The following is a 16845-nucleotide window of genomic DNA, read 5'->3' on the forward strand; positions in this document are numbered from 1 at the left end:
CCCGGTGAGCAAGGTCAAGAGCAAACTCGACGGCATCGACAGCCTCGTCCGCAGCACAGGACAGCACCCCTGGGCGCACCTCGAGGCCGGCTACTGGCGGGTGCAGGTCGAGGACCACCCCGTCCTCGGGTACGTGATGCGACTCCGGGCAGAGATCGGGGACACGTTCACGTTCGAGATCTACGCGGACGCGCGGAACGCGCGCGGGCAACGGATCTGGATCCGCCGCGAGGAGTCGTTGAACTCCGCGGTGGCGTGGATGATGCAGAACAGCGGCAGACTGAACGCGTTCGCCGGGCAGGACTCGGCCACGGCTCCGGCGGCCGTTGACGAGCGGGACGAGCCGAAGTCGGGCGCTTAGCTGACGAGCCGGTCGTAGAGGATCACGTGCTCGTCCGGGATCATCTTGCCGAGCTGCTCGACAGCCTCCCAGGACGAGGCGGAATCGACCGCGACGAGGTCCGCGGTGCTCTCCATGCGGGGTCGGTGGGCGAGCTCGTAGGTCATCTACCGACCATGCGCCGACGTCAAACACCCCGGCCGAAGCAGAGAGAGCCGGCGGCCGGGGGGCCGGTCTATTGGGCGTTTACTCCCCCGTCGGCGTCACCCGAGGGCGGAGCTGCCGGGTGACTACGGTGCTCGCGGACGACCAGGACATCGACCAGCTCAAGGAGCACGCCCTGGCAGGATGCGACCGACCCGAACGAGTTGCACCGAGGAGCCTGACGCCGCGCCCCACGACGCGTCAGGCTCCTCCCCCTCAGATGCCGAAACAAATCGGATGAGGTACCTGGGCGAAGAACGCACAAAATACGGCCGGCTGACGCCTTGCCATCGATGGCACTTCCACGCTCGCCGCTCGGGTACCCTCGCGCTGCCCGTTGAGGGATGGGTCAGCGGGACAGGCCTTCGACGACGTAGCGGCGCTCGATCAGCGACGTGATCCGCCCCCACTCGCTGCTCGCCACACGAGCCTGGTGTGCCCGGAACACCTCCTCACCCTCGAAGTGCTCCTCCACGCGCCACACCAGAGGATCGATCGTCTGTGTGACCTCGAAGGCGAGGCACCCGGGCTCTGCGCGCGTCAACTTGACGTGTTGCGGCAGATTCTGGACGACGAGATCCCTCTCTTCGCAGTTCTTGCACACGAGTTGGCCGGTCAGACGCACATCACTCATGCAGGCCACCGTAGTTCCCCGCTCCGGCCCCGACCGATAACAAACGAGGCGCTCCGACATTGACCAGCGGAGGATCCCCTACAGGACATGTCTCACAGGTCGGATGCGGTCGACTCCTTGGTTAGTCAGTCGCATACGACGCCTGCCGACGCCAAAATGCAGCCGCTCGCGGGCGCGACGGGCACCACACCTTCAGCCGCCGTCGTGGGGCGTGAAGAACTCGAGGGCGATCTCGTCTGGATCCGTGAAACTGAGCGCCGATCCGTACGACACATCGACGATGCTGCTGTGTGCGATGCCGTGATCGGTGAGGTGCTCGGCCCAGAGCTCCAACTCCTCGCGGCTGTCGACGGCGAAGCCGAGGTGGTCAAGGCCCGGCTGGAACGGGGTGAAGGTCCCCGTCGCGGTCGGGTCGTGCTGAGTGAGGCCGAGGTTCGTCCCACCCGGGAGCGCGAAGAGCTCGCGGCGGAGGTCGTGGCCGTCCAGCTGCGCCGTGGGCGGTGCCCCAAGGACACGCTCGTAGAACGCGACGCTGACCTCGAGGTCGCGGACCGTGAGAGCGAGGTGGTGGATTCCCGAAAAGCGCGGCATGCCGTCAGTCAACTCGATCCGGCGGCATCCGACGAGACCGATGCCACTCAGGGGATGGCCAAGCGGTTCGCTCCCGGGCATGCACCGGTGATAGCCGGGCAAGACCGGCCCCCTGCGCCATTGGTGATGACGCGGATACGACCGCGGTGCCGTCAGGACGCGTGCCGCGCCGTCCACGCCCGGAACGGTGCGGTCGCGTCCTCGGCATGGCCGCGCGCGGACAGGAGGGCGCGCTCGGCGATCGACTTGGCGTACTCGTCGTAGAACGTGTCGAGGCTCATGAGACGGTTGCCGTCCTCGTAGTGCTCGCCTTCCTCCTCGCGCGACACGGCGTAGACGACGCGGTCTGGCTGGGCGTAGTACAGGGCTCCCAGGCACATCGGGCACGGGTACGCGGTGACATAGGCATCGAATCCGCGGAGGTCCGTGATGCCCTGCTCCGCGGCGAGGCGGATGGCCCGGATCTCGGCATGCGCCGTGGGGTCCCCGGTCTGCGCCACATGGTTGTCGGCGGCGACCACGATCACGCCGTCCTTCACGAGCAGGCAGGAGAACGGCTTACCACCCGCGTCCACGTTCTCCTGAGCACGCCGAATCGTCATAGCGGTGAAGGTGTCATCCCGTAGCTCCATGTGATCGAAGCTACGCCCGTATGATCGTGCTCCTCCTCGCGAGGCGCAGCAGCCCGCCACTGCGCACGACGACATTCCCGGCACCACCGAGTGACGCGACCACCGCGCTCACCGCTAGCGCGAGCCGCGTCCTTCAGGAGATGGGCCCATGCATGCCGTCCCTCGACAGGCACGATCGGCCTGATCTCACGCTCCTGGCGATCGGGTCCGTTCCGATGGGGTCGTGCCCCATCCGTCGCGACCGGAGCGGACCGACACGGAGCTTGAGATCCAGTGAGCCCGCCTGCTGGGTCGCCGCGTGCGCCGAGCAAACGAGCCTACGGAGAGCGACCGGTCGAGACGCCGGACGAGGAGGACGACATGCACGCCCGAATCCGCGGGTGGCGCCGGATAGCGGCAGCCCAGCACAGGGGAATTCACGGTGACGAGCGAGAGATAACGCTCAGTGCGGTGACTGTGGCGTCGCGGCTCAACAACCGATTGTTCTCCCGACGTCCATGGGCAGCTGTGGCGTCCCGCGGATGCCTGGTGGGATCCTCGAGCATGGCGAGATGGATGAGAACCACCGTCCTCGGGCTCCTCGGAGTCGGCGTCCTCTCGGGCGCGCTGATCATCGTCGGGTGGAGCATCGACGAGACGCACTTCGAGCGACGGGACGTGGGCTTCGACCACCTGACCACACGGGTGGCCGCCCTGCCCGGTGTGGAGGTCCGCGATTCCGAACGGTGGGTCGAAGCGCCCACCTTCTCCGACGCGATGTCGCGCATCGACCTGGACGTCGATCCGGCGGGACTCTCCGAGCTCCTCGACGCGACATGCACGACGGAGTACCAGGGCACGGTCTCGTGGTCGGTGCGGATCGCCACCGATGAGGGGGCCTCCGTCTCCGCGCACACCGCCGGGACGCTGCCGTCTCGGACTGCCTCCTCGCCCACCTGCATCGACTTCGGATTCGACATAGAGCGGCTGACCGACGCGATCGGCGAGACGGTCCCCGGCATGGACATCCAGCCGATGATCGGGGATCGCGGTCAGTTCACGCTCGTCCAGACCGAGGAGGAGCCGGACGGACTCCTCTCGCTGCTCCCGCTCGTCACCCATGCCGACGATCTCCGGGAGGCCGCCGGGCTCCCCGACGACGTGCCCGTCGAGATCAACGGGGCGGCGCTCGGCGTGACCGCCGATCCCGGCGACCACGACCGGTACGCGATCCTGCTCTGCGACCTCGTCAAGGAGCACGACGTCACCGCCTTCTGGGCGGACGATGGGGTATCTCGGATCGACGGAGTGGCCACGGTCCAGATCGTCGCGCCGGAGCAAGAGCAGACCGCGGTCCGGGAGCGCATCTCTGCCTCCGCCCTGCCGCTCAACGGCTGGGAGGTGCAGTTCCTGCTCCCCGAGCCGACCGGTCGTGGGGAGAACTAGGGCCTCGCCACCGAGGCCATCCGAATGGCCGCTCCCACCGAGGGGACGCCACTGCCGTCAGTCACGCTGACACTGCGTGGACACCGATCCCCTCGGACGCCCGGAGTCCGGGTGACTCCGCAGCTGCCGTGCAGGCGCCTGGCTATGCTCTAGGAGGTGGGCGGAGCGCGCTCCTCGCCCGCCCGCTCGCTCGCTCGTCTGCGGTGCGCTCGCCCGTGGAGCGGAGGGGGTCGTGGTGGTGGCTGGTCGCCCGGGCCTCAAGCAGGTCGCCGCTATCGCGGGCGTCTCGCACATGACCGTCTCTCGTGTGTTGAATGGGCACCCCAACATCAAGGACTCGACGCGCCAGAAGGTGCTGAAGGCGGTCGACGAGCTGAACTACCGCCCCAACGTGGCGGCCCGATCGCTCGTCACGCAACGCACGGACCGCATCGGGGTGATGGTTGAGAGCGGTGCGGAGTTCGGCCCGTCCAGCACGCTCCGCGCCATCGAACGGGCGGCGCGCGAGAAGGGCTACTCCGTCACGTCTGTCGCCGTGCACAACGACCGGGACATGACCCCGCTCGACGCCATCGAGCACCTGACAGGCCTGGGGATCGACGCCCTCTGCGTGATCGCGCCGCGCTCGTCGTCGGTGGCGGCCCTGCGCACAGTCGACATCGGCATCCCGACGCTCGTGGTGAAGTCAGAGAAGGATCCGACCTTCCTCACGGTCTCGGTCGACCAGCAGGCGGGCATGGCGGAGGCCGTCGATCATCTGGCGTCGCTCGGTCATCGCGACGTCCTGCACCTTGCCGGTCCGCTCGACTGGCTCGATGCTCGCTCCCGGGAACGGGCGTTCCATTCGCGGGCGAAGTCCTGGGGCATGCGGGAGCGCCCGATCGTGATCGGCGACTGGACCCCGGACTCCGGCTACGACTTCGCCGCCAGCCTCACCACCCTCCCGGACTTCACGGCGATGGTCGTCGCCAACGACGAGATGGCCCTCGGCGTGATCCACGGACTCGTCGAACGCGGCATCCGCGTACCCCAGGACGTCAGCATCATCGGCTTCGACGATCTGCCGACCGCGCGCCACATGCTCCCGCCCTTGACGACGATCCGGCAGGACTTCGACAAGCTGGGGACGGCAGTCGCGGAGGTCATCCACGCCCGGATCCGCGGGGAGGAGATCCCCCAGCGCACCCGCATCGCGACGCAGCTGGTTATCCGGGAATCGACCGCACCCCCACGGCCGGGCTCGGCCTAGGGGTCGATCTCCTTTCCCGTCGCGTAGCATCGGCACCCCGCGCGGTGACCCGATGCCGCGCCGCACACGACCGGAGGACGGAACGTGGCCACGCAGTCGAGGACGACTCCGGGATCTCCGCACCCCGTCGTCGAGATGGTCGGGATCCATGTGGACTTCGATTCGGGTCCCGCTCTCTCGGGGGCGAGTCTCAGCCTGGTACCCGGGGAGATCCACGGGCTCCTGGGCGGGAACGGCGCCGGCAAGTCGACGCTCATCAAGACGCTCACCGGAGTCCATCGTCCCCGTGCCGGCGTGATCACGATCGACGGGGTCGAGCGTGCTTTCTCTGGGCCGGCTGATGCGAGATCGGCCGGCATCTCGGCGGTGTTCCAGGATGAACGACTGACGGACAACCTCAGCATCGGCGAGAACATGATGCTCGGACACGAGCTTCGCGGCGGGTTCGGAATCTCATGGTCCCGCACCCACCAGCGCGCGGCCGAGATGCTCGGCGAGCTCGGTCTCGGCGATCTCGATACCCGACTCCCTCTCCGATCGCTCTCCCCCGCGCTGCGCCAGCTCGTGGCGATCAGCCGCGCCATGGTGGACCGGCCCCGTGTCCTCCTGCTCGACGAACCGACGTCGAGCCTCGACGCCGGCGACGTCGCCCGCCTCTTCGCCGTGCTACGGAGGCTCCGAGACGGAGGCGTGGCCATCCTCTTCGTGTCTCACTTCCTCGAGCAGGTCCTCAGCTTGAGCGACCGGATCACGGTGCTGCGGGACGGCAGCACGGTCGGCGAGTATCCCGCGCGATCGATGGACCGAGCCGAGCTGATCGCCAAGATGATCGGGAAGGACATCGACGCGCTCCGCAAGATCGGCTCCGACCGCCGCGAACATCGGCGACAGCCCGTCGGTCCCCCGTTCTACCAGGCAGTGGCCCTCGGCCGCCGGGGAGCCGTCGCACCGACTGACCTGGAGCTGCACCGAGGCGAGATCGTCGGCTTCGCCGGCTTACGAGGATCAGGTCGCACGGAGCTGGCCTCGCTCCTGAGCGGCGTGGAACGCGCCGACTCGGGCCGAATCCTCATCGACGGCGAACTCACGCCGATGATCGGACCGATCGCCGGTCTCCGGAACCGGGTCGCGCACGCGAGCGAGGACCGTCTCGAGGACGGGATCATCGGCGATCTGTCGCTCCGAGAGAACATCGTGCTCGGCATCCAGGCCCGTCGTGGGTGGTCTCACCCGCTCTCGTCCGCTGAGAGCGACGACATGGTCAGCATGTACATCGAGGTGCTCGACATCAGGCCGGCCGACCCGGACATTCCCGTCAAGTTCCTCTCGGGAGGCAACCAGCAGAAGGTGGTCCTCGCACGCTGCCTGGCGACCCGGCCGCGCGTGCTCGTGCTGGACGAACCGGGCCGTGGGATCGACATGGCCGCGAAGGTCGACATCCAGGCCCACATCTCGCAGCTCGCGAAGGAGGGCATCGCCGTCGTCTACATCTCGTCGGAGCTTGAGGAGGTCGTCCGCTTGAGCGACCGCATCGTCGTGTTCAAGGACCGCGAGAAGATCGGCGAGGTCAGCAACGGACCGGGACTGACAGTCGACACGGTCGTCGAGATGATCGCGGCGGACTCCGATCCTGACGTCGACGAGGACTCGGAAGATCCATGGTGAAGATTGCATTGCATCACGCGGATTGTTCACGGTAACATTCCGATCATGACGCGACCCCCTCGCGCCTGACTGCACAGCCACCACATCACCTCGGCTCTGGACGCTCCTGATACAGGATCGCCGGACCGAACCCCATCCCGGGCGCGATCCGTCGTGCCCGCGGTCTCAAGGAGGAGACACATGCTCACGAAGAGGCACATCAGCAAGGTCCTGGTTTCCACAGCCCTCGGAGCGATGGCGTTGGGCCTCGCGGGCTGCTCCGCAGGCGACTCCGGCGCTGGCGGCGATGGTGACCTGACGACCATCGGATTCGTCGCCGTCGGCCCCGAGGGCGCATGGCGTCAGGCGAACGAGGGCAACATCGAGGACACCTTCACCAAGGAGGCCGGCTACGACCTGAAGTACGCCCCGGCCACCAACGGCGACCAGAAGTCGCAGATCGACTCGTTCACGTCGTTCGTGGACGAGGGCGTCGACCTCATCCTGCTCTCCGCCACGGAGGGCTCGGGCTGGGAGGACTCCCTGCAGCGCGCCCAGGAGGCCGAGATCCCGGTCATCCTGATCGACCGCGGCATCGAGCCGGACAACACCGACCTCTACACCACGCGCATCGCGCCCGACAACATCGCGGTGAGCACCTCCGTCGCGGACTGGGCCGAGTCCACCTTCCCCGACGGCGGGAACTACTTCACGCTCGAGGGACCCGCGGGCGTCTCGGTCGTCAACGAGCGCAACGAGGGCTGGAACGACGTCATCGGCGCCGATTCCAAGTTCGTGAAGCTCGGTGCCCAGACCGCCAACTGGTCGACCGAGGAGGCCAAGAGCGTCTTCGAGACCGTCCTCAAGTCGAACAACAACGACGTGCAGCTCGTCTTCGCCCAGAACGACGAGATGGGCCTCGGCGCCATCCAGGCTGTCCAGGAGGCCGGCCTCACCCCCGGGACCGACGTCAAGATCGCCACGATCGACGGCACCTCCAGCGCGCTGAAGGCCCTTGCCGACGGCCAGCTCAACTTCGTCGCCGAGTACAACCCGCTGTTCGGGGACACCGCCCTCGACGCAGTCGAGAAGACGCTCGCCGGTGAGACGGTCGACTCCTCGATCGTCGTCCCGAGCGAGACCTTCGACTCGCCCGAGGTCGCCGCCGAGGTCCTGCCCGACCGCAAGTTCTAGGGCACGATCGCGCGACTCAGCGCACCCCACCCCCTCGGATCACGCGGGTCCGGACCATCTCCGGCCCCGCGTGATCCGCTCCATAGGCGTCCCCGCTCCGGTCCGCCCTGCTCCACTACGGAAGGACGCGACATGATCGCCTCACCTCCGATCGTCAAGATGAAGAACATCTCGATCAGCTTCCCCGGCGTCAAGGCGCTCGACGGCGTCGACTTCCGCCTCTTCCCGGGCGAAGTCCATACGCTCATGGGCGAGAACGGCGCCGGCAAGTCGACGCTCATCAAGGCACTGACCGGCGTCTACCGCATCGACAGCGGCGAGATCGTCATCGGCGGTTCACCGCGACGCCTCACCGGCACCGCCGACGCCCAGGCCGCCGGCATCTCCACCGTCTACCAAGAGGTCAACCTCGTCTCCAACCTCTCCATCGGGGAGAACGTCATGCTCGGCTACGAGGTCCGCGGCAGGTTCGGCATCGACTGGAAGGCCACGCACGCGGCTGCCGAGGTCGCCCTCGCCAAGCTCGGACTGGATCACCTCAACACCCGCCACTCCCTCTCGACCCTCTCGATCGCCATGCAGCAGCTCGTCGCGATCAGCCGCTCCACGGTGAGCGACTCGAAGGTCCTGATCCTCGACGAGCCGACCTCGAGCCTGGACGCCAACGAGGTGGAGAACCTCTTCGTGGTCATCCGGCGCCTGCGGTCCGAGGGCGTCGCGATCCTGTTCGTGTCGCACTTCCTCGACCAGGTCTACGCGATCAGCGACCGTCTCACCGTGCTGCGCAACGGGAAGTACATCGGCGAGTACCTCACCACCGAGCTCGACCGCACCTCGCTCATCTCCAAGATGATCGGCAAGGACATTGCAGCGCTGCGCTCCCTCGATGCCGAACGTGAGGGTAGCGACCACCTCTACTCAGACGCACCGCTCTACACGGCGAAGGGCCTGGGACGGAAGGGTTCGATCGAACCCACCGACCTCACCCTGCATCGCGGAGAGGTCGTCGGGTTCGCCGGGCTCCTCGGCTCCGGCCGCACCGAGCTCGCGCGCCTGATCTACGGCGTCGACAAGCCCGAGACGGGTGACATCACCCTGCACGGCGCGAAGGTCGATGTGCCGACACCCACCGCCGGACTTGCGCACAAGATCGCCTTCGCCAGTGAGAACCGCCGAGACGAGGGCATCATCCGGGACCTCTCTGTCCGGGAGAACCTCATCCTCGCAGTGCAGGCCAAACGCGGCTGGGCCCGACCTCTCTCCAAGAAGGAGAAGGACGAGATCGTCGACAAGTACCTCGTCGAGCTCAACGTCCGCCCCGCCGACCCCGATCGCCCGATCAGCAAGCTCTCCGGCGGAAACCAGCAGAAGGTCCTCCTGGGCCGCTGGCTGGCAACCCAGCCGGAGATCCTCATCCTGGACGAGCCCACGCGCGGCATCGACGTCGGCGCCAAGGCGGAGATCCAGGAGAAGATCGTCGCTCTCGCTGGCGAGGGCGTCGCCGTCGTCTTCATCTCTTCCGAGCTCGACGAGGTGGTCCGCCTCAGCGACCGCATCATCGTGCTCAAGGACCACCGTGTGATCGCGCAAGTCCTCAACGACTCCGCGGTGACGCCGGAGTCGATCGTCAATACCATCGCAGCAGAAGGAGTCGTCGACGAGGACGTCGTCGTCCTCGAGGGCACCATGCAGGAGGCATCATCATGAGCACCGATACCCGGCCGAGAAGGACCTCGCTCCTGGCCGGCCTCGTCCGCCGGCAGTGGTTCGGGGGCGTGGTCGCGATCGTCCTCCTCCTTCTGGTCAACGTGGTGAAGGATCCCGGATATCTGGCGGTCTCGATGAGCCCGACCACCGGATACTTCGTCGGCAACCTGATCGACATCGCCCGCGCGGCGGCACCGATCCTGATGATCGCGGTCGGGATGTGCCTCGTGATCGCTACGGGCGGCATCGACCTGTCGGTCGGCTCCATCATGGTCGTCGCCGGCGCCGTCTCGATGGAGTTCCTGAACGCCCAGGGCGCCCCCGACTCGCTCGGCGCTGCCGCTGCGGCGTTCGGCCTCGCCATCCTGGTCAGTGCCGTCCTCGGAGCGGTCAACGGCATCCTCGTCTCCGTGGTGGGACTGCAGCCGTTCATCAGCACGCTCGTCGTGATGCTGGCTGGACGCGGCCTTGCGAAGGTGATCACCGGCGGTCAGAACACGGCCGCCACCAACGAGCCCTTCCGTTGGGTGGCGAACGGCTACGTGTTCGGCCTCCCCGTGGTGTTCCTCTTCGCGATCGCGATCGTGATCGCGGTCGGCCTCCTGGTCAGAAGGAGCGCTCTCGGCCTAATGATCGAGGCGATCGGCATGGACCCGAAGGCCGCTCGCCTCGCGGGAATCAGCCGCCGTGGTCTCCTGCTCACCGCCTACGTCAGCAGCGGCATCCTGGCTGGTGTCGCGGGCGTCTTCGCGACCGCGAGCGTCATGACCGTCGACACGTCCCGCACCGGGTACCAGCTCGAGCTCGACGCGATCCTCGCCGTGGTCATCGGCGGAACCTCGCTCGCGGGAGGAAAGTTCAACATCGCCGGAGCCGCGGTCGGAGCGATCCTGATCGCGACGCTCGACAAGACGGTGGTGTTCCTCGGAGTCTCATCCTCGGCCACGCCCGCATTCAAGGCCATCGTGATCGTCGCTCTCTGCCTTCTGCAGTCCGAGCGTGTCCGCTCCGCCTTCTCCCACCGGCGCGAAACGCGCCGCCCCGCCCCGCAGAAGGAGTCGATCCCCGCATGAGCGCCCTGCTGACACGCCCCGCCCCACTGGCGGCCTCCGAGCGCACGACGGTCCGGTCCTACATCGGCCAGCACCGCGAGAAGCTGCCGACCCTCGCGGCCCTGGTCATCTTCGTCGGCATGCTCCTCTATGGCGAAGCGGCCTATGGTCGCATCCTGCAGGCCAGCACGCTGTCGAACCTCCTGGTCAACAACGCGCACCTGATCATCCTCGCCGTGGGACTCACCTTCGTGATCCTGACGGGCGGGATCGACCTCTCCGTCGGTGCCGTCATCGCCTTCACCAGCGTCAGTGGCGTGCTCCTGATCAACGCCGGCTGGAACCCCTGGGTCGTCCTCCTCCTCATGGTCCTCATCGGCTCCGCGTTCGGCTTGGTGTCGGGCATCCTGATCCAGTACTTCAACGTGCAGCCGTTCATCGCGACGCTAGCGATGATGTTCCTGGCTCGGGGGCTCGCCTCGATGCTGAGCACCGTGCCGGAGCGCCTCGCAGACGACTCGCCGGTGCTCGCGCTCGCGACGCCGATCAAGCTGATCGACGGGCCGAAGGTCAACGACTTCGTCATCAGCCCGGGCGTGATCATCGCGGTGATGGTCGTGGCCGTGGCGTACTTCGTGCTGCATCGCACCCGGATCGGACGCACGGTCTACGCGATGGGCGGCTCTGAGCAGTCCTCTGCGCTGATGGGTCTGCCGGTCCTTCGGACGAAGCTGCTCATCTACGTGGTCAGCGGGACACTCGCCGGTCTCGCAGGCGTGGTGTACACCGCTCGCCTCGGCAGCGCACAGAACATCACCGGCACCGGATGGGAGCTCGACGCGATCGCGGCGACCGTCATCGGCGGGACGCTCTTGACCGGCGGCGTCGGATTCGTGCTCGGCTCCGTGGTCGGCGCCCTCGTGCTCGGTCTGATGAACGTGCTGATCACCCGTGACGGCGGCATCCCGCCCGAGGCGACCACCATCATCACCGGCGGGATCCTGCTGGTCTTCGTGCTCCTGCAGCGTGCGGTGATGGCCCGCAGTAGGACCTGATCCGGCACGGTCCTGCTCGACGACGCCCCCTCGACCGCACCCGCGCAGACGGGGGCGTCGGACGTTCTACGGATTCCCGCGCGATCCCAGTGGGAGTCTCCGGCGCTGGCTCTCGCGCCCATCCCAACTTAGTGTTACCGTGAACATCGCTGATGTCCCGTCAGCTCTCCTCTGCAATGGTGCCGAACTAGGAGCAAGTGCGATGAAGCCCTTCCTGCGACCGCTCGTCCTCGCGACAGCGTTGGCTCTCACAGCTCCCTTGTTCGTCGCGCCTGCGGCGTCGGCTGCCACGGGCGATGCCGCAGGCGCGATCCTGCGGTACGACTTCGCTTCGGGCTCGGGGACGTCCGTCCTCGACAGCAGCGGCAACGGCCGCGACGGTCAGATCATGGGTGGCGGCACGCGGCAGGACGGCGCCCTGCGCCTGGACGGCGTCGACGACTACGTGGACCTCCCCGACGACCTGCTCGCCGGCATCACCGACATCACGGTCGAGGCCGACGTCTGGATCGACCCCGCCCAGGCAACGCCGTACTTCATCTACGGTCTCGGCAACACCGCCTCCGGCGCGGGAAACGGCTACCTCTTCACCTCGGGTGACGGCTACCGCACCAGCATCACGACCGGCGACTACCGGTCGGAGCAGACGGTGTCGCAGGGCAGGGCCGTGCCGCGGGGCACGTGGGCGCACCTCACCTACACGCTGGCCGGCACGACGGCCACGATCTACCTCGACGGAGTGAAGGTCGGCAGCTCCACCGTGACCATCGACCCGAAGGACATCGGCGGCGGCCGGGCGACGGCCAACTACATCGGCCGCTCGAACTACGACGCCGACAACCGCTTCCGCGGCCAGATCCGCCAGTTCGCCATCTACGACCGGGCGCTCACCTCGACCGAGGTGCTCGCCGCCTCCGGCAACACGACGATCCTGGCGGACGCCACGCTCTCCGGGGACGTCCTCAAGACGGCGCCGATCGTCGACTCCGGCAACCGCGTGGTCACCTTCCCGGTGAAGCCCGGCGTGCCGCTGACCTCGCTGACCCCGACCTTCACCACCGCGGCGGGGGTCACCGCCAGCCCGGCATCCGGAACGGTCCGCGATCTGTCCAGCCCGAAGACGGTCGTGCTGACGCCGTCGGACGGCGGGCCGACGACCACCTGGACGCTGAAGGCGATCACCATGAACAGCCCGGCCATTCCGGGCCTGTACGCCGACCCCAACATCGCGGTGTTCGGCGACACCTACTACGTCTACGCGACCACCGACGGCGTCCCCGGGTGGGGCGGCAACCAGTTCTTCGTCTGGTCGTCGAAGGACCTCGTCGACTGGACCCGCTCGAGCCAGCCCATCCTCACCCTCGACGGTGCGAACGGCAACGTCCCCTGGGCCGTCGGCAACGCCTGGGCGCCGACCATCGTCGAGAGGGGCGGGAAGTACTACTTCTACTTCTCCGGCCACAACGCCGCGCTCGACCGCAAGACGATCGGCGTCGCGGTCGCCGACAGCCCGACAGGGCCGTTCACCGCGCAGCCGACGGCCATGATCACCAACGGCGAGTCCGTGAACTCCGGTCAGGCCATCGACCCGGCCGCGTTCACCGATCCGGCGACGGGGAAGTCGTACCTCTTCTGGGGCAACGGCGTCCCTCTCTACGCCGAGCTTTCGGACGACATGCTCTCGGTCAAGTCCGGGACGATCAAGCGGATCGACGGTCTCACCGACTTCCGCGAGGGCGCCTTCGTGAACGTGCGCGACGGGCTCTACCACCTGACCTACTCGATCGACGACACGGGCTCCGAGAACTACCGCATCGGCTACGCCACCGCGACGAGCATCGGCGGACCGTGGACCTACCGGGGCGTGGTCCTGGAGAAGGACGCCAGCCAGGGCATCCTCGCCACCGGACACAACTCGATCATCAACGTCCCGGGCACCGACGACTGGTACATCGCGTACCACCGCTTCGCCTTCGCCGGCGGCGACGGCACCCACCGTGAGACGACACTCGACCGGGTCACGTTCTCCCCCACGACCGGACTCATGGAGAAGGTGAAGCCCACATTGGAGGGGGTGAGCGCGCAGCGGGTGCGCGACACCTCGCCGCTCGCGGCGTCGATCACCGGCACGGCGGCGGTGGGCAGCACACTCACCGCGGTCGCCTCCTCGCCGTGGACTGCCACGGCCTACCAGTGGAAGCGCGCGGGCACGGCGATCCCCGGCGCGACCGCCTCGACCTACACGCTCACGGCCTCCGACAAGGGGACGATCGTGTCGGTCGCGGTCACGGCCGCGAAGCCGCAGTGGTCGCCCTCCACCCAGTCCGCGCAGGTCGGCCCGATCGGCGAGTCCGCCGTCTCCCCCATCGCCGTCACCGCCTCGAGCAGCACGCGCTGCGTGCAGGGGCGGGTGGCCCTTTCGGTCTCCGTCACCAACCCGAACCCCTTCCCCGTGAAGGTGGCGATCAGCACGGGCTACGGCACGAAGTCGATCGCGGAGGTCGCCGCCGGCAAGAGCGCCATCCACGCGTTCACCACCCGTGAGGTGAGCATCGCCGGCGGTTCCGCGAGCGTGTCCGCGACGGCGTTCGTCTCGGGAAAGCCCGCGTCGGCGACCGCCGTCGCCCCCTATCCCGCCGCCAGCTGCGGCTGATCCCGGTTCCACCCCTCACCACCAAATCGAGTCGGCGACGCTGCCGACGCAGAACGGAGAACACCCGAAATGAACACCCGCTCCTTCCTCACCCGCGGAGCCGCCGGCATCGCCGGAGGGCTCCTGCTCCTCGGCGTCGCCGGCACAGCGGTCGCCGCCGAGTCCGAGGTCGACACCAACGACGTCGACGTCACCGTCGGGATCGCCCCGCTCGCCGGTGGAGGCGCCCTCTCCATGTCGGTCGCCGGCTCGTCGGCGGCGCTGACCGAGGACGGCTCCACCGCCGTCGTCCGCCAGTTCACCGGCACCCTCCCGACCGTGACGGTCACCGACACGCGCGATCCCGCCGACATCCCCGCGGGTGCCGGCTGGTACGTCCTCGGCAGCGCGAGCGACTTCGTGTCTACCGACGGCCAGAGCACGATCGGCGCCGAGAACCTCGGCTGGGCCCCGAACCTCATCGATGGCGGCGACAGCGGCCTCGTCGCCGAGGGTGACGTAGTGGAGACCGCCATCGACGGCGGCCCGGACGGCGTCGGCCTCGTCGACCAGGAGCTCCTGGCGATCACCAACGACTCCGCCGCCATCGCCGAGGAGGGTTCCTGGACCGCGGACGCCGCGCTCACCCTGAAGACCCCCACCACCGTGGACGCCGGCGACTACAGCTCCACCATCACGCTCTCGCTCTTCGAGTAGCGTTCGCGACGCACGACCTCACCCCAGCAGCGGCCGGGCACCCCCCTGTGCCCGGCCGCTTCCCCCATCCCTCCGCGATATCCCGAGGTGCCCATGAACGGTCGACGACGATCTCCCCGCCTTGTAGGGCGCATGACGGCGATCGAGCGCTCGTTCGTCGCTCTCGTGACCGTGGGGCTCGCGCTGGGCGCAGCTCTTCCGGCTAGCGCGGCCGAGGATGTCACCTGGGCCGTGAGTCCGGCGACGGACGGCGCCCCCGACGAACGGTCCTGGATCGAGCTCGACCTCGCGCCCGGCGCGACCGCGGACGAGGAGGCCGCCGTCCGCAATCTCAGCGACCAGACCGTGACCTTCCGCGTCGATGCTGCCGACGGCTACTTCACCGACACGGGCCGCTTCAACATGCTCCCCTCGGACACCCCGTCCGTCGATGCCGGCACGTGGATCTCGGCTCCCGAGTCCGTGACCGTCGAGCCGGGCGCCTCCGCCATCGTCCCCTTCACCGTCACCGTCCCCGAGGACGCCGAACCGGGCGACCACGCCGCGGGCATCGCGGCCTCCCTGATCTCGACCGGCGCCGACGCCTCCGGCGCCTCCGTCGGCGTCGAGAGCCGCATCGGCTTCCGCGTCATGACGCGCGTGACCGGTGATGTCGCTCCGGGCGTCGCCATCCAGACCGTGCGCTCCGAGTACCATCCTTCGTGGAATCCCTTCCGACCCGGCTCGATCACCCTCGACGCCGAGATCGTCAACACCGGCAACGTGCGCCTGCTGGTCGGCGGGACCGCGACGGCACAGGGCGCCTCGGCCCCGATCGTCGCCGAGGACGCCGCCCGGCAGGAGCTCCTGCCGGGCGATCGCCGCGCGGTGTCGATCTCCCTCGAGGGGGTCTTGCCCCTTTTCCTGGTCGGAGCCGAACTGATGGTCACGCCGACGGTCGTCGCGCTCGATGGAGCGGGTCCCGCATCCATGGACCCGGTCACCAGGTCGACGACGGTCCTCGCCGTCCCGTGGGCGCAGCTGCTGGTCCTGCTCGGCGTCGCGCTCATCCTCGCTGCCGTCTTCGTCGGTCGCTCGCGCTCGCGTCGCCGTGTCGCCGCGCTCGTGCAGCAGGCCAAGGAGGAGGGACGGCGAGAGGCCGCCGGGAGCGGCCGCCCGGATGACGGAAGCGCCGCCGCGGCCGTCTGACTTGCTCGTCGGCGTCCCCCATGGTTCATCTCCCCCCTGTCCTCGATAGTCGGGCAGTTCTGTGATGCGCCTTCGTGCCGGTCGCGTCGGCCCGAGCAGCCGCCGACCGCACGGGCGTCGATGATCGTCCCGCACGCGCCGTGCCCTCGATGGCGCCCGTGTGACGGCGCGAACGACGTGTCGCGGGCGGTACGTCGCGGGCGATGCCGGCGGACAGGAGGCGGTCGATGCGAAGGCGCGCGATCGGCATGCGGCGAGATGCGGCGCGTCTCACGCAGTCGTCGTGAGGCACGCGGCGGAGGCGGCGGGGAGAGGCGCCGTGATCCGTCCCCGCCATCCGCCTCCACCTGAAGTGGCGGAAGGCCGTCCGGCGGCGCACGGGGATGACTCGACCTGAGCTCCGCACGCTCCGTAGCGGCTACGCCCGCGCGCAGCGGTCGTCCCCTCGCGTCGTCCGACGTGCCCTGATGGCAGCCTGCGACAGCTGCTCGTCGGGCATCTCGCTCCCCGTCGATCGGTTGACGCCGACCGGGCGGTGATCCTCCCGCTCCGTCCTACTCCCGCGCTGCCCCGGGAGCGCC

General features: G+C 68.4%; 15 protein-coding genes. 11 read left to right on the forward strand and 4 right to left on the reverse strand.

Going from position 1 to position 16845, the window contains the following annotated elements; genetic code table 11:
• Window positions 1–4 precede the first annotated feature (4 nt).
• The gene (locus tag FGI33_RS15125) at window positions 5–361 is read left to right on the forward strand and encodes a hypothetical protein (protein ID WP_237582596.1); all 357 of its coding nucleotides are present in this window, start codon (window positions 5–7) and stop codon (window positions 359–361) included.
• Here the strand turns inward: FGI33_RS15125 and FGI33_RS15130 are convergent.
• The 4 genes from FGI33_RS15130 to FGI33_RS15145 form a co-directional block, all read right to left on the reverse strand.
• Window positions 358–507, reverse strand: coding sequence for a hypothetical protein (locus FGI33_RS15130; RefSeq protein ID WP_237582597.1), 150 nt, complete (start codon window positions 505–507; stop codon window positions 358–360). The two genes, FGI33_RS15125 and FGI33_RS15130, sit on opposite strands and share 4 nt — an antisense overlap.
• Window positions 508–893: 386 nt before the next feature.
• The gene (locus FGI33_RS15135) at window positions 894–1178 is read right to left on the reverse strand and encodes a putative quinol monooxygenase (RefSeq protein WP_237582598.1); all 285 of its coding nucleotides are present in this window, start codon (window positions 1176–1178) and stop codon (window positions 894–896) included.
• 192 nt (window positions 1179–1370) lie between these two features.
• A complete protein-coding gene (locus tag FGI33_RS15140) occupies window positions 1371–1850 on the reverse strand; it encodes a VOC family protein (RefSeq protein WP_237582599.1) in 480 nt (159 codons plus the stop codon).
• A gap of 71 nt (window positions 1851–1921) precedes the next feature.
• Complete coding sequence (locus FGI33_RS15145) at window positions 1922–2401, reverse strand: nucleoside deaminase (RefSeq protein ID WP_237582601.1); 480 nt, start codon at window positions 2399–2401, stop codon at window positions 1922–1924.
• A 360-nt stretch (window positions 2402–2761) separates the two neighbouring features.
• On the opposite strand from FGI33_RS15145, the gene FGI33_RS15150 reads away from it, so the two are divergent.
• The 10 genes from FGI33_RS15150 (at window position 2762) to FGI33_RS15195 (ending at window position 16264) form a co-directional block, all read left to right on the forward strand.
• The gene (locus tag FGI33_RS15150) at window positions 2762–3826 is read left to right on the forward strand and encodes a hypothetical protein (RefSeq protein ID WP_237582602.1); all 1065 of its coding nucleotides are present in this window, start codon (window positions 2762–2764) and stop codon (window positions 3824–3826) included.
• A gap of 235 nt (window positions 3827–4061) precedes the next feature.
• Window positions 4062–5075, forward strand: coding sequence for a LacI family DNA-binding transcriptional regulator (locus FGI33_RS15155; RefSeq protein ID WP_237582603.1), 1014 nt, complete (start codon window positions 4062–4064; stop codon window positions 5073–5075).
• Between the two features lie 84 nt (window positions 5076–5159).
• Window positions 5160–6740 (forward strand): sugar ABC transporter ATP-binding protein, encoded by a 1581-nt coding sequence (locus FGI33_RS15160; RefSeq protein WP_337249872.1) that lies wholly within the window; start codon window positions 5160–5162, stop codon window positions 6738–6740.
• Window positions 6741–6920: 180 nt separating this feature from the next.
• Window positions 6921–7913, forward strand: a complete 993-nt coding sequence (locus FGI33_RS15165) for an ABC transporter substrate-binding protein (protein ID WP_237582604.1) — start codon at window positions 6921–6923, stop codon at window positions 7911–7913.
• A gap of 132 nt (window positions 7914–8045) precedes the next feature.
• Window positions 8046–9620, forward strand: a complete 1575-nt coding sequence (locus FGI33_RS15170) for a sugar ABC transporter ATP-binding protein (protein ID WP_237582605.1) — start codon at window positions 8046–8048, stop codon at window positions 9618–9620.
• Window positions 9617–10693 carry an ABC transporter permease gene (locus FGI33_RS15175; protein WP_237582606.1) on the forward strand — a complete coding sequence of 359 codons (1077 nt, stop codon included), beginning with the start codon at window positions 9617–9619 and terminating at the stop codon, window positions 10691–10693. The genes FGI33_RS15170 and FGI33_RS15175 overlap by 4 nt, the downstream gene beginning before the upstream one ends.
• Entirely contained in the window at window positions 10690–11727 is a 1038-nt protein-coding gene (locus FGI33_RS15180; RefSeq protein WP_237582607.1) for an ABC transporter permease subunit, read from the forward strand. The genes FGI33_RS15175 and FGI33_RS15180 overlap by 4 nt, the downstream gene beginning before the upstream one ends.
• Before the next feature lie 388 nt (window positions 11728–12115).
• Window positions 12116–14380, forward strand: coding sequence for a family 43 glycosylhydrolase (locus FGI33_RS15185; protein WP_237582608.1), 2265 nt, complete (start codon window positions 12116–12118; stop codon window positions 14378–14380).
• A 69-nt stretch (window positions 14381–14449) separates the two neighbouring features.
• Entirely contained in the window at window positions 14450–15076 is a 627-nt protein-coding gene (locus tag FGI33_RS15190; protein ID WP_237582609.1) for a hypothetical protein, read from the forward strand.
• A 231-nt stretch (window positions 15077–15307) separates the two neighbouring features.
• Window positions 15308–16264, forward strand: a complete 957-nt coding sequence (locus FGI33_RS15195) for a WxL protein peptidoglycan domain-containing protein (RefSeq protein WP_237582610.1) — start codon at window positions 15308–15310, stop codon at window positions 16262–16264.
• Window positions 16265–16845 lie beyond the last annotated feature (581 nt).

Source organism: Clavibacter phaseoli (assembly GCF_021922925.1).
GTDB classification, from domain to species: domain Bacteria; phylum Actinomycetota; class Actinomycetes; order Actinomycetales; family Microbacteriaceae; genus Clavibacter; species Clavibacter phaseoli.

Coding starts and splice junctions, on each gene's coding strand:
- FGI33_RS15130 (WP_237582597.1), bottom strand. CDS start 507: ATGACCTACGAGCTCGCCCACCGACCCCGCATGGAGAGCACCGCGGAC.
- FGI33_RS15135 (WP_237582598.1), bottom strand. CDS start 1,178: ATGAGTGATGTGCGTCTGACCGGCCAACTCGTGTGCAAGAACTGCGAA.
- FGI33_RS15140 (WP_237582599.1), bottom strand. CDS start 1,850: ATGCCCGGGAGCGAACCGCTTGGCCATCCCCTGAGTGGCATCGGTCTC.
- FGI33_RS15145 (WP_237582601.1), bottom strand. CDS start 2,401: ATGGAGCTACGGGATGACACCTTCACCGCTATGACGATTCGGCGTGCT.
- FGI33_RS15150 (WP_237582602.1), top strand. CDS start 2,762: ATGCACGCCCGAATCCGCGGGTGGCGCCGGATAGCGGCAGCCCAGCAC.
- FGI33_RS15165 (WP_237582604.1), top strand. CDS start 6,921: ATGCTCACGAAGAGGCACATCAGCAAGGTCCTGGTTTCCACAGCCCTC.
- FGI33_RS15170 (WP_237582605.1), top strand. CDS start 8,046: ATGATCGCCTCACCTCCGATCGTCAAGATGAAGAACATCTCGATCAGC.
- FGI33_RS15175 (WP_237582606.1), top strand. CDS start 9,617: ATGAGCACCGATACCCGGCCGAGAAGGACCTCGCTCCTGGCCGGCCTC.
- FGI33_RS15180 (WP_237582607.1), top strand. CDS start 10,690: ATGAGCGCCCTGCTGACACGCCCCGCCCCACTGGCGGCCTCCGAGCGC.
- FGI33_RS15185 (WP_237582608.1), top strand. CDS start 12,116: ATGGGTGGCGGCACGCGGCAGGACGGCGCCCTGCGCCTGGACGGCGTC.
- FGI33_RS15190 (WP_237582609.1), top strand. CDS start 14,450: ATGAACACCCGCTCCTTCCTCACCCGCGGAGCCGCCGGCATCGCCGGA.